The organism is Sporosarcina aquimarina (assembly GCF_033253705.1).
In the GTDB taxonomy this organism is placed as follows: domain Bacteria; phylum Bacillota; class Bacilli; order Bacillales_A; family Planococcaceae; genus Sporosarcina; species Sporosarcina aquimarina.
In genome coordinates this window covers 77,877-97,042 of sequence record NZ_JAUBDH010000002.1, presented here as the reverse complement: position 1 = coordinate 97,042, position 19,166 = coordinate 77,877, and the positions used below count along the sequence as shown (strand labels likewise).

Annotated in this window: 22 protein-coding genes; 19 read left to right on the top strand and 3 right to left on the bottom strand. The window is 40.7% G+C overall.

Going from position 1 to position 19,166, the window contains the following annotated elements:
• Window positions 1–13 precede the first annotated feature (13 nt).
• A complete protein-coding gene (gene mtnN / locus QT716_RS03070; RefSeq protein WP_317934376.1) occupies window positions 14–706 on the top strand; it encodes a 5'-methylthioadenosine/S-adenosylhomocysteine nucleosidase in 693 nt (230 codons plus the stop codon).
• A gap of 218 nt (window positions 707–924) precedes the next feature.
• Here mtnN and sigK read toward each other — a convergent pair whose 3' ends face one another.
• A complete protein-coding gene (sigK, locus tag QT716_RS03065) occupies window positions 925–1,629 on the bottom strand; it encodes an RNA polymerase sporulation sigma factor SigK (RefSeq protein ID WP_317934374.1) in 705 nt (234 codons plus the stop codon).
• A 178-nt stretch (window positions 1,630–1,807) separates the two neighbouring features.
• On the opposite strand from sigK, the gene QT716_RS03060 reads away from it, so the two are divergent.
• From QT716_RS03060 to QT716_RS03010, 11 genes are all read left to right on the top strand, one after another.
• On the top strand, window positions 1,808–2,323 hold the full coding sequence (locus tag QT716_RS03060) for a YqeG family HAD IIIA-type phosphatase (protein ID WP_317934373.1): 516 nt from the start codon (window positions 1,808–1,810) through the stop codon (window positions 2,321–2,323).
• Between the two features lie 2 nt (window positions 2,324–2,325).
• Window positions 2,326–3,423 carry a ribosome biogenesis GTPase YqeH gene (yqeH, locus tag QT716_RS03055; RefSeq protein ID WP_317934372.1) on the top strand — a complete coding sequence of 366 codons (1,098 nt, stop codon included), beginning with the start codon at window positions 2,326–2,328 and terminating at the stop codon, window positions 3,421–3,423.
• 16 nt (window positions 3,424–3,439) lie between these two features.
• Window positions 3,440–4,282 carry a shikimate dehydrogenase gene (gene aroE / locus QT716_RS03050; RefSeq protein ID WP_317934943.1) on the top strand — a complete coding sequence of 281 codons (843 nt, stop codon included), beginning with the start codon at window positions 3,440–3,442 and terminating at the stop codon, window positions 4,280–4,282.
• On the top strand, window positions 4,269–4,559 hold the full coding sequence (gene yhbY / locus QT716_RS03045) for a ribosome assembly RNA-binding protein YhbY (RefSeq protein WP_317934371.1): 291 nt from the start codon (window positions 4,269–4,271) through the stop codon (window positions 4,557–4,559). The genes aroE and yhbY overlap by 14 nt, the downstream gene beginning before the upstream one ends.
• A gap of 11 nt (window positions 4,560–4,570) precedes the next feature.
• The gene (locus tag QT716_RS03040; protein WP_317934370.1) at window positions 4,571–5,152 is read left to right on the top strand and encodes a nicotinate-nucleotide adenylyltransferase; all 582 of its coding nucleotides are present in this window, start codon (window positions 4,571–4,573) and stop codon (window positions 5,150–5,152) included.
• Window positions 5,130–5,684 carry a bis(5'-nucleosyl)-tetraphosphatase (symmetrical) YqeK gene (yqeK, locus tag QT716_RS03035; protein ID WP_317934369.1) on the top strand — a complete coding sequence of 185 codons (555 nt, stop codon included), beginning with the start codon at window positions 5,130–5,132 and terminating at the stop codon, window positions 5,682–5,684. Before QT716_RS03040 ends, yqeK begins: the two co-directional genes overlap by 23 nt.
• Before the next feature lie 15 nt (window positions 5,685–5,699).
• Window positions 5,700–6,050: a ribosome silencing factor gene (rsfS, locus tag QT716_RS03030; protein ID WP_317934367.1), complete on the top strand. Its 351-nt coding sequence runs from the start codon at window positions 5,700–5,702 to the stop codon at window positions 6,048–6,050.
• The gene (locus QT716_RS03025) at window positions 6,047–6,781 is read left to right on the top strand and encodes a class I SAM-dependent DNA methyltransferase (RefSeq protein ID WP_317934365.1); all 735 of its coding nucleotides are present in this window, start codon (window positions 6,047–6,049) and stop codon (window positions 6,779–6,781) included. Before rsfS ends, QT716_RS03025 begins: the two co-directional genes overlap by 4 nt.
• Window positions 6,782–6,938: 157 nt before the next feature.
• On the top strand, window positions 6,939–7,511 hold the full coding sequence (locus QT716_RS03020) for a helix-hairpin-helix domain-containing protein (protein ID WP_317934364.1): 573 nt from the start codon (window positions 6,939–6,941) through the stop codon (window positions 7,509–7,511).
• A 40-nt stretch (window positions 7,512–7,551) separates the two neighbouring features.
• A complete protein-coding gene (locus QT716_RS03015; RefSeq protein WP_317934363.1) occupies window positions 7,552–8,115 on the top strand; it encodes a ComE operon protein 2 in 564 nt (187 codons plus the stop codon).
• 17 nt (window positions 8,116–8,132) lie between these two features.
• Window positions 8,133–10,430 (top strand): DNA internalization-related competence protein ComEC/Rec2, encoded by a 2,298-nt coding sequence (locus tag QT716_RS03010; RefSeq protein WP_317934361.1) that lies wholly within the window; start codon window positions 8,133–8,135, stop codon window positions 10,428–10,430.
• A 31-nt stretch (window positions 10,431–10,461) separates the two neighbouring features.
• Here QT716_RS03010 and QT716_RS03005 read toward each other — a convergent pair whose 3' ends face one another.
• Window positions 10,462–10,596, bottom strand: a complete 135-nt coding sequence (locus QT716_RS03005) for a YqzM family protein (RefSeq protein ID WP_317934360.1) — start codon at window positions 10,594–10,596, stop codon at window positions 10,462–10,464.
• A gap of 152 nt (window positions 10,597–10,748) precedes the next feature.
• Between QT716_RS03005 and holA the strand changes: the two genes are divergently transcribed.
• Window positions 10,749–11,762 carry a DNA polymerase III subunit delta gene (gene holA / locus QT716_RS03000; protein WP_317934359.1) on the top strand — a complete coding sequence of 338 codons (1,014 nt, stop codon included), beginning with the start codon at window positions 10,749–10,751 and terminating at the stop codon, window positions 11,760–11,762.
• Window positions 11,763–11,798: 36 nt separating this feature from the next.
• On the opposite strand, the gene rpsT is transcribed toward holA, so the two are convergent.
• A complete protein-coding gene (gene rpsT / locus QT716_RS02995) occupies window positions 11,799–12,050 on the bottom strand; it encodes a 30S ribosomal protein S20 (RefSeq protein WP_317934357.1) in 252 nt (83 codons plus the stop codon).
• Between the two features lie 197 nt (window positions 12,051–12,247).
• Here rpsT and gpr point away from each other — a divergent pair, with 197 nt between their 5' ends.
• From gpr to grpE, 6 genes are all read left to right on the top strand, one after another.
• Window positions 12,248–13,291 (top strand): GPR endopeptidase, encoded by a 1,044-nt coding sequence (gene gpr, locus QT716_RS02990; RefSeq protein WP_317934356.1) that lies wholly within the window; start codon window positions 12,248–12,250, stop codon window positions 13,289–13,291.
• Between the two features lie 44 nt (window positions 13,292–13,335).
• Window positions 13,336–14,136 (top strand): stage II sporulation protein P, encoded by an 801-nt coding sequence (gene spoIIP, locus QT716_RS02985; protein WP_317934354.1) that lies wholly within the window; start codon window positions 13,336–13,338, stop codon window positions 14,134–14,136.
• A 214-nt stretch (window positions 14,137–14,350) separates the two neighbouring features.
• The gene (gene lepA, locus QT716_RS02980) at window positions 14,351–16,174 is read left to right on the top strand and encodes a translation elongation factor 4 (RefSeq protein WP_398292436.1); all 1,824 of its coding nucleotides are present in this window, start codon (window positions 14,351–14,353) and stop codon (window positions 16,172–16,174) included.
• Between the two features lie 69 nt (window positions 16,175–16,243).
• Window positions 16,244–17,377 carry a radical SAM family heme chaperone HemW gene (gene hemW, locus QT716_RS02975; RefSeq protein WP_317934352.1) on the top strand — a complete coding sequence of 378 codons (1,134 nt, stop codon included), beginning with the start codon at window positions 16,244–16,246 and terminating at the stop codon, window positions 17,375–17,377.
• 96 nt (window positions 17,378–17,473) lie between these two features.
• A complete protein-coding gene (gene hrcA, locus QT716_RS02970) occupies window positions 17,474–18,526 on the top strand; it encodes a heat-inducible transcriptional repressor HrcA (RefSeq protein WP_317934351.1) in 1,053 nt (350 codons plus the stop codon).
• Entirely contained in the window at window positions 18,523–19,119 is a 597-nt protein-coding gene (grpE, locus tag QT716_RS02965) for a nucleotide exchange factor GrpE (RefSeq protein WP_317934350.1), read from the top strand. The genes hrcA and grpE overlap by 4 nt, the downstream gene beginning before the upstream one ends.
• The last annotated feature ends 47 nt before the right edge of the window (window positions 19,120–19,166 follow it).

Here is a 19,166-nt window from a genome sequence, read left to right as displayed (position 1 = left end):
TGGGGACAGAGAAATGAAAGTAGGAATTATCGGTGCGATGGAAGAAGAAGTAACGATCCTCAAAGATCAAATGCAACAGTCTCAACAAAAAACAATTGCCGGGTGTGAGTTTTACGAAGGTACACTTAACGACCGTGAAGTTATTTTAGTGAAGAGTGGCATTGGTAAGGTCAATGCTGCTATCGCGACAACCCTTTTACTCCAACTATACAAGCCTGATGTTGTGTTAAACACCGGTTCTGCAGGAGGCATTGGTGAGAATCTAGAGGTCGGAACAGTCGTGTTATCAGACCAAGTTACGCATCATGATGTAGATGTAACTGCATTCGGTTATGCATTAGGTCAAGTTCCCGGTGGTCCAGTGACCTACCAATCAGATGAGAAATTATTAACTGCTGCAGCCAATGCTGTTGAAGAGATTGGTACGCATGCACATGCTACAGGATTGATTGCGTCTGGGGATGTGTTCATGAGTGACCCGAATCGCGTTTCGAACGTGAAAAAACAATTCCCTAGTATGATCGCTGCAGAGATGGAAGCAGCTGCAGTCGCACAAGTATGTAACGAGTTTAATGTGCCTTTTATAGTCATACGAGCTCTATCTGACATTGCAGGAAAGGAATCTTCTTTATCTTTCGATGAATTCCTTCCAGCAGCTGCACAACATTCTTCAGAAGTTGTTCTTCAAGTCATCTCGAAACTTTGATGGATTCGTGGTAAACTAGATGTAAGTTGTAAAACCTATTTTATGGAGCGAGGAGGCAACTAGTATGTTATTTTTAATGTTAGGCACATTTGTCGTTATGGCCGGACTTGCAGGTGTTATCTTTTTCGAAGTGAAACCTGATTGAAATTTGGCAGTAAAGACGTCTCCAGCGCGGGTACGAATGCTGGAGACGTCTTTTTATGTTGTTAAGAAGGCAATCAGTTGCTGTTTTGTTCACGTTTAAATAATTGATACAATTTAACTATCGCTCTTTTTTCAATTCTTGAAACGTAACTGCGTGAGATCTCAAGTTGATCAGCAATTTCCTTTTGTGTCATGGGTTTGTCATTCAGAAGTCCAAAGCGTTTTTGAATAATTTCTAGCTCACGGCCTTCCAATTTGTCCAAGTGCCGGTATAGACGAGCTTTCCGCTCGTTGAATTCTGCACGGTCATGGGGGGATTCTTCATCTGTTTGAAGCAAATCGGCAATTTCTAATGACTGTCCCTCGCTATCAGTCCCAATGGGCTCATATAACGAGATATCTTTTTGTGTTTTTTTCTGTGTACGTAAAAACATTAAGATTTCGTTCTCAATACACCTAGCAGCATAAGTGGCAAGTTTTGTTTTACGGTCTGGTGTGAAACTCGCAATGGCTTTCATAAGACCAATCGTCCCAATCGAGATGTAATCGTCAAGCTGTTCGTGTTTAGGATGAAATTTTTTCACGATATGCGCAACGAGTCTCATATTTCGCTCGATTAGTTCATCACGTGCGTCTTCGTCTCCTTGCGCAAGACGTTCCAGACAATCGGCTTCTTCTGCTTTTGAAAGTGGACGTTTAAAAGCCTGACCGCGAATATACCCGAGAACCGCAGGGATCTCCAGCCAAAATTGAACAATCGCCATAACAAAGCCGCTCAAATGAACCACCTCCTGTGTCGTTGTCTGACATTCTATGCTGTATTAAGTTGACGTATCACCGACTATTTTGGAGGACAGGCTTTTTTGAAGAAGTTAGCGAGATCTTCATTGCTCCATAAGCTTCATTGCTAGAATGTGTTATAATAAGTGCGAATCTGCACAGTTACGGGGTGGAAGCATGTACAATAATTTCTTACCGAACGAGTATGTAAAAGATGTCTATCAGCTTTCAGCAAATGATTTTTTAGATAGAGGTATAAAAGGGATCATTACGGATCTCGACAATACCCTAGTCGCATGGGATCGTCCCGATGCTACACCTGAAATTGCAACTTGGATTAAAGAAATGCAAGATGCGGGACTAAAGGTGACCATTTTATCCAATAATAATGAGTTGCGTGTAAAATCTTTTTGTGAGCCAATTGACACTCCTTTTATATTTTCAGCTAGAAAACCATTATCTAAGTCATTTAAAAAAGCACTTAACGAGATGCAATTGAAAAAAGAAGAGGTAGTAATGATTGGTGATCAGTTAATGACGGATATCCTAGGGGGAAACCGATTCGGTCTCTATACCATATTGGTTGTACCTGTTGCTAGTTCAGATGGCGTCATGACGAAATTCAATCGTCAGCTTGAACGAAGAGTTATGAAGACGTTGAAGCGTAAAGGAATGATATCTTGGGAGGAATAGATTTGGAACTAACTTGTATTGGATGCGGTATTACGATTCAAACAGAGGACCCTGCAAAAGAAGGCTATGCTCCACCAGCTTCACTTGAAAAAGAGGAAGTAATTTGCCAGCGTTGTTTCCGTTTAAGAAACTATAACGAATTGCAGCCAGTGTCTCTATCAGGAGATGATTTTCTTGCGATTTTGAATGGAATAGGGGATCGAGAAGGACTTGTCGTTCTGGTTGTAGACATTTTCGATTTCAATGGCAGTTGGATTCATGGTTTACAACGTTTTGTAGGGAACAAAGACATTGTTCTAATAGGAAACAAAGCGGATGTATTACCGAAATCACTTAATCGTAACAAACTCATCAACTGGATGAAAGAAGAGGCTTCAAAACTTGGTCTAAAACCAGTAGATGTTATGTTAGTTTCAGCTGCAAAAGGTCAAGGCGTTCCTGAAGCACTGGAACAGATTGATAAATTAAGAAAGCGCAAGGATGTATACGTTGTGGGATGTACGAATGTTGGGAAATCCACATTCATTAACAGAATCATTAAACAAGCAACGGGTGCTGGAGAAGTGATTACCACGTCACATTTCCCTGGAACTACTCTGGATCTTGTAGAGATTCCGCTGGATGATGGAAAGGCTATATTTGATACGCCTGGAATTATTAACAATCATCAAATCGCACATTATTTAGATCCTAGTGAATTGAAAGCTATTACACCAAAAAAAGAAATTAAACCTAGAGTTTTTCAGTTAAATGCAGAACAGTCCTTATTCATCGGAGGATTAGCACGTTTTGACTTTATAAAAGGAGAACGTTCTTCTTTTGTTGTGCACGCGGCAAATGCACTTCCGCTGCACAGAACTAAACTTGAAAACGCAGATGCGCTTTATGAAACACATCTGGGAGAAATGCTATCTCCACCTGGAAAACAATCATTAGCCGAGTTTCCAGAACTTGTCCGCCATGAATTCTCTGTGAAAAAAGCGAAGACAGATATTGTGATTTCAGGCCTTGGATGGATTACTGTGCAGCATGCAAATGTTGTAGTTGCAATTCATGCACCCCGTGGCGTAGATGTAGTTCTTCGACCTTCATTAATTTAATTAGGAGGGGCTAATGGTGAAAAAATGGTTTGCAGTAATAGGCGATCCTATTGCACAATCGATGTCACCAGGTATGCATGACATTTGGTTTAAAGAAAACGGATTGGACGCTACTTACGTTCCGATCCACGCAAAACGGGGACAGTTGGAAGAAATCATCACCAGCTTGCGCACTCTAGGGTGCAGTGGCTGGAATGTGACGGTACCTCATAAAAGTGATATACTCACAATCTTGAGTCATGTCGACGAAGCCGCTAAGCACATGGAAGCTGTGAACACTGTAACGGTTGGTCAAGATGGTGAACTTTCTGGTTTTAATACGGATGGTATTGGTTTCGTTGCAGCACTTGAAGAACAATATGGTACTCATCGCAAAGCGGATGAGATTTTAATCATCGGTTCGGGCGGAGCTGCAAAAGGGATTGCTTTTGCATTATACAATTCGGGCTATGGGCCAATTACTTTTACAAATAGGACATTGGCTAATGCTCAGCTAGTATCTGATCGTTTACCAGGCTCATCTGTCTTGTCAATTGACGAAGCACAAATGAATCTCAGCCGCTTTGGAATCGTTGTTCAAACAACATCCGTGGGGATGGCGTTTGCTGACAGCGGAATGCCATTAAATCCATCAAATGTTATTCCTGGAACGGCTGTTATCGATATCATTTACAATCCTATTGAAACCCAGTTCCTAACTGTTGCGAAAGAGCGTGGTGCACTCATTTCAAATGGTATTGGAATGTTTGTACACCAAGGCGCCCGTTCGTTTGAACAGTGGACAGGAATTTATCCTGATACGGCTGGAATGATTGATAGATTAACACAACAATTGGAGGATCAATATGCTAACAAGTAAACAAAAAAGTTATTTGCGCAGTGAAGCTCATCACTTGCAGCCAATATTTCAAATCGGTAAAAGCGGACTAACTGAGCCAATTATTAAACAGATTGAAGAAGCATTGGAGGCCCGGGAACTTATCAAAATTTCTGTCCTGCAAAATTGCGAACAGGATAAAGATGAAGTTGCAGAATTACTCCGTGCTGAAGGTGACTTTGAAGTGGTACAAGTCATTGGAAAAACAATTGTATTGTACAAAGAGTCTTCTGAAAAGAAAAAGATCGTTTTACCATAAGGAGTGAAAGCATGCGGAAAATCGGGATATTAGGTGGTACCTTTAACCCGCCGCATATCGGCCACCTAATCATGGCGAACGAAATTTGTGACCTATTTGACCTCGATGAAGTGAGGCTTATGCCGACGGCTATACCGCCTCACAAGCAGCTTGCAGATACCGCTACTGCCGAGCAGCGTCTTAAAATGATAGAACTTGCTGTAATGGATAGTGATAAGCTTGTGAGTTCAGCTGAAGAGGTTAATTTTGGCGGGGTATCGTATACAGTTAATACGATGCAGCGTCTAATTGAAAAAGAGCCGGACTCCGAATTTTATTTTATCATCGGAGGCGATATGGTGGATTCTCTGCATACTTGGTACAGAATCGATGATTTGATGGAAATGGTCCAGTTTGTTGGTGTCGGAAGGCCGGGAACGGAGCGTAAAACAACCTATCCCATTCAGTATGCCAATACACCGCTGATTGACGTTTCTTCTACTCTGTTACGCATGAAATATGCTGCAGGGAACACTACCGCTTATTTACTCCCGTCCGCTGTGGATCACTATATTCGTAAGGAGGGCTTGTATGGAACCAGCAAAGATAATTGAGGAACTTCAAAAACGGTTGTCGATGCAGCGGTTTCAGCATGTTTTAAGAGTAACTGAAACAGCTAAGTCTCTTGCTAACATGAATGGTGAATCCATTGAATCTGCTGAAACGGCGGCTTTATTCCATGACATAGCGAAGAATATGGATACCGATAAAATGAAAGAACTATTAAAGCGGCATGACGCGGATCCCTTACTATTTAAATTCCATAAAGAACTTTGGCATGCTCCAGCAGGCGCGATTATTGCCCGAGAAGAATTTGGAATACAAGATGAGGACATTTTAAATGCAATTCGGTTTCATACGACCGGAAGAGCCCATATGTCGAAATTGGAAATGATTTTGTATATTGCCGATATGACAGAACCAGGTCGTGATTTCCCCGAGGTGGATGAATTGCGCCTGTTATCAGAAGGACCGCTTGACCAGGCTATGCGCTCATGTATTACGCAAACGTTAAATCATTTAATTGGAAAACAGGTACCAGTATACCCAGACTCCATTGAATGCTACAATTATTTTGTGAAGTGAAAGGAAAGTGAAACAATGCCGACATTATTAGAATTAACTTTTAACGCAGCAGACGATAAACGTGCAGAAGACATTGTCGTCCTCAATATGGAGGGCGTCTCATTAATTGCTGACCAGTTTGTTATTTGTCATGCAAACTCAGAAAGACAAGTTCAAGCAATTGCACGTGAAATTGCCGACAAAGCATCAGAAGAAAATTACGAAGTGAAAAGAATTGAAGGACTTGACGCTGGCCGCTGGGTTCTAGTTGACCTTGGGGATGTGGTCGCTCACGTTTTCCATAAAGAAGAACGTGGATTCTATAATTTAGAAAAGCTTTGGGGCGATGCTCCAACAATCGAAGTTGGAGATAATACTGTCCAATGATGTATGCTCAATTTGCGTCTGTCTATGATGAACTGATGTTGGATATTCCATATCCGGTATATGTTGACTTGATCGATACAGCGCTTAATGGGTTAATGGATAAAAAAATCCTGGATGTCGCATGCGGCACCGGGATTCTTTCCGTTTTCCTAGCTGAGAGAGGCGCGGATATAACAGGAATCGACTTGTCCGAAGAGATGTTAACCATTGCTAAAGAACGATCGAAAGATAGGTTTCCTGCACTGACTTTTTTGCATCAAGCAATGCAACAGTTAGATGTGCCCGACAAATACGACGCTGCCGTTATTCCGATAGATTCATTGAATTACTTAGAAAACCTTCAGGATGTGAGTGATACGTTTCATAGAATATATGAAGCATTACTGCCAGGGGGGTTATTCATGTTTGATGTCCATTCTACATTTAAAACCGATATCCTTTTTATGGAGAGTCCTTTCACCTATGATAGTCCTAGTATTTCGTACATATGGGAAACTGATGAAGGTGAGGAACCTCACTCTGTGCATTCTGAACTCGCCTTTTTTGTTCGTAAAGACGATGAATGTTATGTCCGTTTCGATGAGGTACACTATCAAAGAACATTCCCTATTATGCAATACGTGGAACTGCTTGAGAAAACAGGCTTTTCAGTTGAACGAATTTTTGCAGATTGGACGGATGACGCGCCTGAGGATGAAAGCGAACGAATATTTTTTCAAGTTCGTAAATAACTGTACCTCTTCTTGTACAGATGAGTTATAGTAAAAGGGACTTCATGCTTTAGCATCTTGTTAGAAAGGATGACTTGAACTGTTTTCTGATTTTATATTTGGAAAATGGCGGAAAGTCACCACTCCTCTTGCAATAGCACTCGTACTTTCTGCTTTTTTGTTCTTTCCCCGAGGACAAGGAGATGACGAGCTCGTTCCTGATGAAACATTGTACCAATCACTGAAGCTGGAATCTGAAATTGAAGATGAACTGCCAAATAGTGTAGAAGTTGCCGTGCCCTCTCCACAAATTATCGTTGTAGATGTTAAGGGGGCCGTTCTGCATCCAAATGTGTATACACTGACAGAAGGACAACGAGTAATTGACGCCATCTCCGCTGCGGGTGGTTACACTCAGAATGCAGATAGCAAGTTACTTAACCATGCTCAACGCTTAGCAGATGAGACAGTTATTTACGTTCCGATTATCGGAGAGGAAGTTCCGGTATTTGAAATGCCTGAAGTCGGAACAGGTACTCCAAACAAAGAGGTATCTTTGCTCGTAAACATAAACATCGCAGATGAACAACAGCTGATGACGTTAACCGGTATCGGTCCGGCCAAAGCTTCTGCTATTGTAAAATATAGGACAGAGCAAGGCGTATTTCAACAAATTGAAGACTTGATGAAAGTAACAGGTATCGGCCAAAAGACGTTTGAAACACTATCTGACTCGATTTCTGTTAATTAAATACAGTTATGCATTTTTGTGAACTATTGGAGGTTAACGCATGAAAAGAATTACCTGGGAACAATTTTTCATGGCACAATGCAGCTTACTTGCTGTTCGAAGTACGTGTACTCGACTCGCAGTTGGCGCAGTCATTGTCCGCGACAATCGAATAATTGCCGGTGGCTATAACGGGTCTGTATCCGGCGGGGATCACTGTATCGACAACGGCTGTTATGTTGTTGATAATCACTGTATCCGAACAATACATGCAGAAATGAACGCACTCTTACAATGTGGTAAATATGGAATTCCAGCAGCTGGTTCAACATTATACGTCACACACTTCCCTTGCTTGCAATGCTCGAAAGCTATCATCCAAGCTGGAATCTCGAAAGTTTATTACGGCTCGGATTATAAGAATAGCGACTATGCGATTGAGCTATTTAATCATGCTGGAATCGATGTAGAGCATATCCCGTTTGATGAGCGAACGTTAGATTTTGAACTGGCTTCTAAACAAGAACTCGTTCAAGACATGCTATACAAGATGCAACATGCAGGTATTTCGGAAAACGACCTGAATAGTTTTTCCGAACGCGCACAACAGCTATTTGGAAATTAGTTCATAACGCTAGTTTTATGTACTGGACACTTTCAGCAACCGTATCTGCAATGGCAGCATACGGTTCTGCTGAATTGTTATGGCTCAACCTTCTTTTTATTCCCCTCCTATTTAGAAGCAAAAAAGATATTCTATCTCTGTCTTTACTGCTTGCTATCAGTTTACTTTCCTATTATTATTTCCTGAATTACGTTTCTTCACATACCCCTGACATGAAAGAGGGGTCCGTTATTAAATCGCTGACATGGTCTTCGACTGTTAAAATCGATGGTGCAAAAGTAAAAGGCTTCGCTAAAGACTCGAATGGGATCAATTATTATTTGATCTATACATTAGAAAGTGAAGATGAAAAAAAGCGTCTCCAAAAGTTGGATTTATCCAATAAAGAAGTCTCCGTAGAAGGTGTTCTTGAACTGCCAGAGCCCCCAGTACACAAATATGCTTTCGATATGGAATCTTATCTTCGGATGAATGGAGCTGCCGTTCTGTTTCGAGCAAAAAGGATGACGGCGAGTGCACAAGTCGATCATCCTTTAAGAAGGTTGGCTGAACGAAGAAGTGCTGTTAACGAACACATAGAGAAAGTTTTTCCTGAATCACTGCAGGTTGAAGCGAAAGCCCTTCTAATAGGTGACAGAAGTAGCATGGACGCTGAACTTTCTTCGCAGTATCGTAAATTGGGTATCACCCATTTGTTTGCGATCTCCGGTTTGCATGTTGGGTTATTGACAGTTTTACTGCGGACAGCTGCGAAGAGACTGCATTTACGGATAGAGACAATTGATATGACATTGGTGTTTCTGCTGCCTTGTTATGCTTTGTTAGCTGGCGGAGCGCCGTCTGTTTGGCGTGCAGTATCGGTTACAATTCTAATACTTCTTTCGTCAACTGGAAAAATAAAGCTTAAAATGGACGGAGCATTAGCGTTAAGTGCATTAGGATTCATGCTATTTAAGCCTTACATTTTGTTTCAGCCGGGTTTTCAATTATCGTATGTGGCTGCTTTTTCATTATTGTACTCAGCGAAGTATTTGAAAAAACAACATTCTCTTTTAGTGATTTCAGCAAGTGTAACTGCAATTACCCAGCTAGCATTATTACCTATTTTACTATTTCACTTTTATGAGTTATCTTTGTCCTCTTTTTTTGTGAATTTAGTTTACGTCCCTTTATATTCAATAATTATTTTACCGGTCAATATTCTCTTGCTTGCAATAACATTCCTATCTGAAACGATTGCTGCTCCGTTATTTTACATCTACGAACCATTTCGAAGTGGAATTGGTCGCGCTACAGCGTGGCTAGCGGAATTTCAATGGCAAGTATGGACTGCCGGCAGACCGAGTGTGCTTTGGCTATTAGTAATGGTTTCATCTATAGCGTGTTGCTTTGTTATCGTCGAGAGATGGAATAGAAAACTTATTGGCTTTGCCATTGTTCTAGTTCCTGCTATTTGTTTTCAAGTTAAACCCTATTTGGAACCACATACGTATGTCACGTTTCTGGACGTTGGACAAGGAGATAGTATTATTATCGAACTTCCGTTTCGGAAAGCAGTCTATGTAATTGATACTGGCGGAACAGTGATGATTGGACCGCCTACGTGGAAAACACCGGAAAAGCCTTTTGAAGTGGGAAGACAAGTTGTCGTGCCATATTTAAAGGGTAAGGGGATCAGCACAATTGATATTTTAACTATTTCTCATGCGCATCTTGACCATATGGAAGGAGCGGATGAGGTGCTCCAAGAGTTGCGGGTTAAAGAAGCGCATTTTCCAGCAGGAAGCATTCATGAGGAAGTGATGGGACCTGTTATCCAAGAAATGAAGCGTCAGAACACAAAAATGAAGAGTCAGCTTGCTGGAAATGAATGGTCAGCAGGATCTGCCGAATTTACGTACATGTCACCGTTCGATGACAACTATACGCATAATGACAGCTCACTGGTTTTGCTGATGAAAAATGACTATGGATACTTCCTATTCACTGGAGATTTGGAAACTGATGGTGAACAAAAAGTGGTGAGAAAATATGGGGAAGTCCAGTTGAGTCCTCTTATACTAAAAGTGGGTCATCATGGCAGTAAAACATCAACAACTGAATCGTTTTTGAATTTCTTACAACCGGAAATTGCAATAATCTCTGCTGGTCGCAATAATAGATATGGACATCCAAATGACGAAGTAATGGAAAGGCTCGCTGCAAATAATATAAAAACCTATGTAACAGCAGAACACGGAACTATAATTTTGAAAATGAGAGGTAAGAAGTTGGACATGAATGCATCGAGAGAAAAAAAGAAAGATTCCAATTGATGGAATCTTTCTTTAGCTTTACTATGTCTGATCAGCGTGCAGCTACTTCGACAATCGTAGCAATTACCCAGATTAAAGAAAAACCTACGAAAGATACCACGAAGCCAACACCTGAGTCAAGAAGATCATTGCGCTTGGACTGTACGTCCTTTTCAAATTCGTTCATTGCTACACCTCCTGAGTCAACTCTAAGTATAGAACAACCAACTTGAAAAATCTATAGAAAAACGTAGATATGGCAATTGCGTTTCATTTTGTCACAATTTCTCCATACCCATCTTCAATGCTGTATACTAACAATTAGTATGAGAGGTGATTATGGTGGTATCAGCCGCATGGAAAGAAATTGATAAAAGCCCTGAACAATCTATATATTTACTGACAGGCACAGAGCAATTCTTAATACAAAAAACACTGTCAAAAATTATTAGCCGAACACCTGACATTGAACAACAAGACGTTATGTATTTTGACTTGGAAGAAATTTCGGTGGGTCAGGTTATTGAAGAAGCGGATACGTTACCCTTTTTCCAAGATCGTAAAGTGATTGTGGCAAAAAATGCATCCTTTCTTAAAGCTAAAGAGCGTGGAAAGGAAAAAATAGAGCATCCCTTGAAACAGTTGGAGGAGTGGCTGCAAAATCCTTCACCAACAGCAACCGTTATTTTTACGGCCCCTTATGAAAAGTTGGACTCCCGAAAAAAAATTACAAAGATGATGACTTCAAAAGCAATTGTAATTGAAGCAAACAAGCTAACAGGAAACGATTTAACAGTCTGGGTACAGCAGCATGCTACGACATATGGAATTGGGATGGATCAAAAGACCGCGGAATATTTAATTGAAACTGCTGGAGAAAATATGATGCAGCTTTCTAAAGAACTTGAAAAAATGGCTGCGTTTTTAGGGGATACAGATAAAGTAACGAAGGATGTAGTGGATGCATTAGTACCACGATCACCTGAGACTGAGATTTTTAGGCTGACGGATGCATATATATCTGGAAATCGTGCTAAAACGTTAGCTGTTTACCACGATTTATTGAGAAGTGGCGAAGAACCAATTGCAATGACTTCCTTAATTGCAGGTCAAGTTCGACTGATGCTGCATGTTGGAACACTGAAGAGAAAAGGGTACCATCAACAGCAAATTGCAAGTACACTGAATGTGCATCCATATCGCGTGAAGTTGGTGATGAATAACCGTGCGAATCCAACCGAACAACGACTGTTACGAGCGTTAGATAGGCTTGCTACAATTGATTTGAAGTTGAAATCCACTTCGGGCAACAGAGAAAGAGTACTGGAATTATTTTTTATGAATCAACAATAAAAAAGCTGTCCGTCAATGACGGACAGCTTTTAAAAATTACAAAGCTTTTTTTGTAAGACGTGCTTTTTGACGAGCAGCTGTGTTTTTATGGATAAGGCCTTTACCGGCAGCAGTGTCCAATGATTTAATAGCAGCGCGCTTAAGTTCTTCAGCGTTGTCAGCGTTGTTCACGATCGCAACATCAGCTTTACGTACAGCAGAACGCATCGCAGCTTTTGTGCTTGAGTTTTGTTCGTTGATCGCGTTGCTTTGCTTAACGCGTTTGATTGCACCTTTAATGTTTGGCATTTCATTCACCTCCAGAAATCAGGTAAGAAGAGTGTTTCCACGATCTCTCGGATATCTCTTTATAACAAAAATAATTTTATCAAATTGAAGCCATTAATGCAACAACAAAACGATAACATGAAAAATCTTGTGTCTAATAATGGAATAAGCATAAAAAGCTTTCCGTGCGTACACACTAGTATATAGAGGTGATGGTTATGGAAAACTACGACTTTTATAGAACGGATCTTGTCGTTGAAGACGAAGAAATGGTTAAACACCATACAGAAGGAGAAAAAGAGAAACTTGAAGAATCTGAAGGCATTATATTTAGTGAAGAAAGAAAAGGAAGGACAATTTTAACGACTGTAATTGTGGATGAAGAAGGAGAAAAGCGTATAGGGAAGAAAAAAGGGACCTATATCACACTTACTGATCCATTGTTAAATGCAGAGGATAGAAAAGGATTAACGAAACTTGCAGCATCAATGGGGAAACAGCTTAAAAAGCTGACGGAACCCCTGTCACTTCAACCAAACAGTAAAATTTTGTTTATAGGTCTCGGTAACAAAGACGTCACACCCGATGCAGTTGGTCCACTTACGATGGAAAGGTTAAATGCTGTTGTTCCCGACTATTATAAAAATGACGGAGCTGAAATTTTTGTATATTCCCCCGGGGTGACAATCCAAACAGGTCTTGAAACTGCAGACTTTATAAAAGCAGTTGTAGAAACTGTATCTCCGGACTTACTTATAGTTGTGGATGCACTGGCAGCTCGTGACAGTTCAAGGCTTTGCAGAACCATTCAATTGACGGATACTGGAATTCATCCAGGTTCAGGAGTTGGCAATAGTCGTAAAGAAGTATCGCAAGAAACTCTAGGTGTACCGGTTGTCGCAATTGGAATTCCGACAGTAGTTGACGGACCGGTATTAATCGCAGATGCAATAGATACGCTATTTGGATATATGGCTTCAAAAATAGAAGAAGAAAATAAACCATCATCAAGATTATCGGTTACACCTTGGTTAAATACGGATACAAAGAAAGCGGATAGACAAACCTTAATACCTGTATTTGGAGATTGGGCTTCCTGGCCACATGAAGAACGTGTTCAGTTATTTGAAGAAGTCCTATCAAATCATCAGCTTAAGACATTTATTTCCCCTAAAGAAATTGATAGTTGGGTACAGCTGTATTCTTCTGAACTTTCCATGGCACTTACTTCGTGGGTAAACAATTTAAAACAAAGTTCTTGATTGTTCCGTCTCTGCATATAGTAGCGGAGACGGGGGGATGACTGTTGAAAAAAACATTGAAAATCTGGACAATAGCTATATTCATTTTATTTCTATTCCCGATCTTGCTCCAACTACTTCCAACAAAGCAATCGGACAATTCTTCGGTAATGCTCAAACAGAAAGCATATATTGTGTATGCTTCAAATGTTGTTGAGCCGCCCAAACATACTAGCCCCAAAAAAGTCCTTCTTCATTTCACCCATTCTGAAGAAGCTTACGAGCCGATTACTCTTGCGGCGAGTGGAAAAGTTGCAGTTTCCCACAAAACAGAAAATATTACAAAGTTAGGTGAAAAGCTGAAATTGCAACTGGCAGCCTTCGGGGCTGAAGCAGAGCTGCTGCCTGTAGATATTCAAAAAGTAATGGCGCAAAAAAGCATCCCGTACCATCGTTCCTATAAAGCTATTCGTCCTTACCTTCAAAAGTCGTTAGCAGAAAATAAATATGATATTGTGCTGGATATCCATCGAGATTCGTTACCTGCGAACAAAACAACAGCCACCGTCGACGGAAATCGCTATGCAAAAGTAGCGTTCGTCATCGGTAAAGAACATAAGAATTATGCGAAAAATTATGAAGTAGCGAAACGATTGACTGAAGGAATGGAAGCGAAAGTGCCTGGGATTACCCGTAATATTATTGTGAAAGGCGGCCCTGGGGTGGATGGTAAGTACAATCAAGATCTTCATCCTGGATTTGTCCTAATTGAACTTGGTGGTATTGGAAATACCGAAGAGGAACTAAATCGAACTGTAGCTATAATTGCTGAGGCAGTGGGTGGCTTAACTTTGGATGAACAATAATTACGGAAAGAAAATGAGATAAAAGAACATTCAACGACTGTGCAGAAGCTAGTATAGCTTCTGTTTTTTGCTGTTTAACTAAGAGAGTGCCGCGAAAGCGAAAGGTTAATGATCATGAATTTAGAATTTGCATGTGATTAGAAAGGAAATGTGTAACACCGCCGCCTTGTTTCTGCTATAATTCAAACTAGCCGAATTAGGAGTGAAAACAATGATGAATGATCAACAGAAATTGGAGAGACAAAAAAATATTAGAAACTTCTCCATTATTGCCCATATCGACCATGGGAAATCTACACTAGCGGACCGTCTTCTTGAAAAGACGGAAACAGTTAGTGCTCGAGAAATGAAGACCCAAACTTTGGACTCCATGGACCTCGAAAGAGAACGTGGTATCACCATAAAATTAAATGCAGTTCAATTGCTATATACAGCTAATGACGGACAAGAGTATACGTTTCACTTAATCGATACCCCTGGACATGTCGATTTCACATATGAAGTCTCCCGAAGTCTTGCGGCATGTGAAGGTGCGATTCTAGTAGTGGATGCAGCTCAGGGCATTGAAGCGCAAACATTAGCCAACGTATACTTGGCGTTAGATAACGACTTGGAAATTTTGCCAGTTGTAAACAAAATCGATTTACCTGCAGCTGATCCTGAACGTGTAAAAGATGAAATCGAAAATGTAATCGGCATCGATGCATCTGAAGCCGTTCTAGCATCTGCAAAATCTGGAATTGGTATCGAAGATATTCTAGAGCAAATTGTTGAAAAAGTCCCTGCGCCGACAGGGGATCCGAGTGCGCCGCTTAAAGCGTTGATTTTCGATTCTCATTATGACCAATATAAAGGCGTTATCGTCAATATTCGTATCATGGAAGGTTCTGTAAAACCGGGAGACACCATTCGAATGATGGCAACCGGAAAAGAATTTGAAGTCGTAGAACTCGGTGTATTTACACCTAAAATTTCACCACGTGACGAGCTAACTGTTGGAGACGTCGGCTATTTGTCTGCAGCTATCAAAACTGTAGGGGATACTCGAGTCGGTGATACAATTACGCTCGCGAATAATCGAGCAGACAAACCGCTTGCCGGATATCGAAAAATGAATCCTATGGTATTTTGCGGATTATATCCAATAGATACGTCAAAATATAATGATTTAAGAGAAGCGCTTGAAAAGCTTGAGTTGAATGATGCGGCTTTAGAATATGAAGCAGAAACTTCACAAGCATTAGGCTTTGGTTATCGCTGCGGCTTCTTAGGTCTGCTTCACATGGAAATTATTCAAGAACGGATTGAACGGGAATTCAATATTGATTTAATTACTACAGCGCCAAGCGTTATTTATAATGTAGTACTGACAGATGGCAGCGAACTGAAAGTTGACAACCCTTCCATGATGCCAGACGCACAAAAAACGGATTATGTAGAAGAGCCATATGTTAAAGCATCTATTATGGTACCGAACGATTATGTCGGTGCTGTAATGGAGCTGTGTCAAAAGAAACGCGGTAACTTTAAAACGATGGACTATTTGGATGCAGCACGAGTGAATATCATTTATGAACTTCCTTTAGCAGAAATTGTGTATGACTTTTTCGACCAATTGAAATCGAGTACTAAAGGATATGCGTCCCTAGATTATGAATTGATCGGTTATAAGCGCTCTAAACTTTCCAAAATGGATATTTTGTTAAACGGGGAAACGGTGGATGCACTCAGCTTTATCGTACACCACGACTTTTCTTATGAGCGAGGCAAAGCGATTGTTGAAAAACTCCGTTCGCTAATCCCTCGTCAGCAGTTCGAAGTTCCAGTTCAAGCAGCCATTGGACAAAAAATTGTAGCGCGTTCAACGATAAAATCCATGGGTAAGAATGTCCTTGCTAAATGTTACGGTGGAGATATTTCACGTAAACGAAAACTTCTTGAAAAGCAAAAAGAAGGTAAAAAGAAAATGAAACAAGTAGGATCTGTAGAAGTACCACAAGAAGCGTTCATGGCTGTTTTACGCATGGATGAAGATTGAGTTGAAAATGATGCACATGCAGAGGGCGTATAGCCCTCTGTTTGGCGTTTACAGGAGGGAAAGCAGCATATGAGGGGAATATACATTCACATCCCATTCTGCCATCAAATCTGCCACTACTGTGATTTCAATAAAGTGTTTTTTGAAAATCAGCCAGTGGATGAGTATATTGAGTCAATTGATAAAGAATTAAAGACGTTAAAGCAAAAAGGAACAGATTTTACAAAAGTCGAGACAGTTTTCTTTGGAGGGGGAACACCCACTGCACTGAATGCTCGTCAGCTTGACAGACTGTTAGAGATTGTTCACAGCCATATAGATGTGAGCAGTTTGACTGAGTTTACAACAGAAGCTAATCCTGACGAGTTAACGAATGACAAACTGAGTGTATTGAAAAACGGACAAATTAATCGGCTTAGCTTAGGTGTTCAATCTTTTGATGAAGAACTGCTGAAAAAAATTGGGCGGTCACATAGTCCGATGCAAGCAATCGAAGTTGTAAATAATGCAAGAAAAGCAGGTTTTGATAATATCAGTATCGATCTGATATATGCGCTGCCTGGTCAAACTCAATCCCAATGGGAAGCCACACTAGACCAAGCGTTAGCATTGGAGCTGCCTCATTACTCGGGGTATTCGCTTATCGTAGAACCTAAGACGGTCTTTTATAATCTGATGAAAAAGGGCCGACTGCCACTTCCGGGAGAAGACGCAGAGACGAGTATGTTTTCTGAACTGATTGACCGAATGGAGAGTTCAGGCAGACATCAGTACGAAATTAGTAACTTTGCAAAAGTGGGGAAAGAGTCTATTCATAATATGATTTATTGGGAAAATGATGAGTATGCCGGAATAGGAGCTGGTGCTCACGGCTACCTGAATGGCGTCCGATACGCAAATATTGCACCGCTTAAACGTTATATGGAGCACGTGGAAACTTTGGAGCTGCCAAGAATCGAAGAAAATACAGTAACTTTGCAAGAACGTATGGAGGAAGAAATGTTTCTCGGACTTAGAAAAACGGAGGGCGTTTCTTTAGAACATTTTGCACAGAAATTCGGTGTTTCTTTAGATGAAAAATACGGGAATGTCATTAGCAATCTTATCCGAAAAGACTTAATCGAACAACATGGAAATCGAATTAGACTTACCAGAACAGGGATTTTTAGAGGGAACGAAGCGTTTCAACAATTTCTCGGTTAAAAGTCGATTCAAATGTTTGACACAGTCTTTCTGATTTGATAAATTATGAGTAGTATTAGCACTCATTCATTAGGAGTGCTAACAGGAGTGATGATTATGTTGACAAACAGACAATTGCTTATCTTGCAACTGACGGTTAACGACTTCATCGAATCCGCTCAGCCTGTGGGCTCCCGGCAGCTTTCGAAAAAGGAAGAAGTTCCTTTTAGTCCGGCGACCATCCGTAATGAGATGGCGGATCTTGAAGAGCTGGGATATCTTGAAAAAACCCATACGTCTTCAGGAAGGGTGCCCTCTGAAAAAGGATACCGATTCTATGTCGACCACCTGCTGACCCCTCAAAAGCTAAAAATGGAGGACAACCTCCAATTACGTTCTATTTTTCAAGAAAGAGTTTTGGAAGCAGAAGTACTTATCAGAAATTCAGCCTCCATTCTTTCTGAACTGACAAACTACACTACAGTACTGCTTGGTCCAGATACCACGGCGCACAAAGTAAAGCGGTTTTCAATTGTGCCGTTGTCAGGAACAAAAGCAGTTGCCATTATGGTAACTGACAGCGGCAGGGTAGAAAATCATGTATTCGATGCAGCTGATGGTTTATCGGCAACAGATATCGAGAAAATGGTCAATCTGTTAAACGAACGACTCGTAGGGACGCCGCTTTCCGAGATTCCTCGTATGTTAGCGACAGAATCAAAAATGTTGTTTGAACGCCATGTGAAGAACGCTGGTACTATTCTTACTTCCATTCAAGATTCTATGATTGGCAAAACCGAAGAGCGAATGTTCTATAGTGGACAGATGAACATGATGAAGCAGCCTGAATTTAATGACGTTCAGAAAGTAAAAACTTTCTTGGAAGCGATTGAACATGGAATGCCGCTAACATTGTTCAAAAATGATCTTGCGGGTATCCAAGTACGGATTGGTTCAGAAAACAAAGAGCAGACACTTGGTGATTTTAGTGTCATTACGACGGCTTACGCGGTTGGTACGGACATGACGGGCTCTATTGCGATTATTGGACCAAAACGGATGGATTATGGCAGAGTGATTACATTACTTGATATTTTAAGTGAAGATCTTTCATCTGCACTTGCAAGACTTACTATTGATGGAAGAACGGACAGGAGGAACGAATCATGACAGAGAATAACCAGACATCTGAAGAGTTGGAAACTGAAAATTCTACAGTGACAGCCGACACAGCGGCTGCAGATTCAGTTGAAGGTGAAACTGAAGTAATTGCTGAAGATGAACAGTCGATCGAACCCGAAAAAGATGAAAAAGACATCGAAATTGAAGAATTGAAGAAAAAGTTATCAGACGAAGAAGATAGACGCCTTCGTATACTTGCAGACTTGGATAACGCACGTCGCAGAGCAACGCTAGATAAGGAAGCGATGCAGAAGTACCGTGCACAGGAAGTTTTAACAAACCTAATCCCTGTACTTGATAATTTCCATCGCGGTTTATCTGTAAAAGCAGAAAGTGACGATGCAAAATCGCTTCTTACTGGTATGGAAATGATATATCGCAGTTTAGAAGATGCATTGAAATCTGAGGGATTGAAGGAAATCGAAGCTGCGGGAACTGAATTCGACCCTAATTTCCATCAGGCGGTCATGACAGACTCTGATGATAATTATGATTCCGGATCTGTGCTTGAAGTACTACAAAAAGGGTATACGTTGAAAGATCGCGTACTCCGGCCTGCAATGGTTAAAGTAAACGAATAAGAATTCAACTAAAAACTTTGATGAACACACTTAGGAGGAATTTTAAT

Bases quoted from the DNA above. Each gene is read 5' to 3' on its own strand.
- rsfS (WP_317934367.1), top strand. From the start codon at position 5,700: ATGCCGACATTATTAGAATTAACTTTTAACGCAGCAGACGATAAACGT.
- grpE (WP_317934350.1), top strand. From the start codon at position 18,523: ATGACAGAGAATAACCAGACATCTGAAGAGTTGGAAACTGAAAATTCT.
- QT716_RS03015 (WP_317934363.1), top strand. From the start codon at position 7,552: ATGAAAAGAATTACCTGGGAACAATTTTTCATGGCACAATGCAGCTTA.
- lepA (WP_398292436.1), top strand. From the start codon at position 14,351: ATGAATGATCAACAGAAATTGGAGAGACAAAAAAATATTAGAAACTTC.
- hemW (WP_317934352.1), top strand. From the start codon at position 16,244: ATGAGGGGAATATACATTCACATCCCATTCTGCCATCAAATCTGCCAC.
- holA (WP_317934359.1), top strand. From the start codon at position 10,749: ATGGTGGTATCAGCCGCATGGAAAGAAATTGATAAAAGCCCTGAACAA.
- yhbY (WP_317934371.1), top strand. From the start codon at position 4,269: ATGCTAACAAGTAAACAAAAAAGTTATTTGCGCAGTGAAGCTCATCAC.
- rpsT (WP_317934357.1), bottom strand. From the start codon at position 12,050: ATGCCAAACATTAAAGGTGCAATCAAACGCGTTAAGCAAAGCAACGCG.
- QT716_RS03025 (WP_317934365.1), top strand. From the start codon at position 6,047: ATGATGTATGCTCAATTTGCGTCTGTCTATGATGAACTGATGTTGGAT.
- mtnN (WP_317934376.1), top strand. From the start codon at position 14: ATGAAAGTAGGAATTATCGGTGCGATGGAAGAAGAAGTAACGATCCTC.
- QT716_RS03040 (WP_317934370.1), top strand. From the start codon at position 4,571: ATGCGGAAAATCGGGATATTAGGTGGTACCTTTAACCCGCCGCATATC.
- QT716_RS03005 (WP_317934360.1), bottom strand. From the start codon at position 10,596: ATGAACGAATTTGAAAAGGACGTACAGTCCAAGCGCAATGATCTTCTT.
- gpr (WP_317934356.1), top strand. From the start codon at position 12,248: ATGGAAAACTACGACTTTTATAGAACGGATCTTGTCGTTGAAGACGAA.
- QT716_RS03010 (WP_317934361.1), top strand. From the start codon at position 8,133: ATGTACTGGACACTTTCAGCAACCGTATCTGCAATGGCAGCATACGGT.
- hrcA (WP_317934351.1), top strand. From the start codon at position 17,474: ATGTTGACAAACAGACAATTGCTTATCTTGCAACTGACGGTTAACGAC.
- QT716_RS03060 (WP_317934373.1), top strand. From the start codon at position 1,808: ATGTACAATAATTTCTTACCGAACGAGTATGTAAAAGATGTCTATCAG.
- yqeK (WP_317934369.1), top strand. From the start codon at position 5,130: ATGGAACCAGCAAAGATAATTGAGGAACTTCAAAAACGGTTGTCGATG.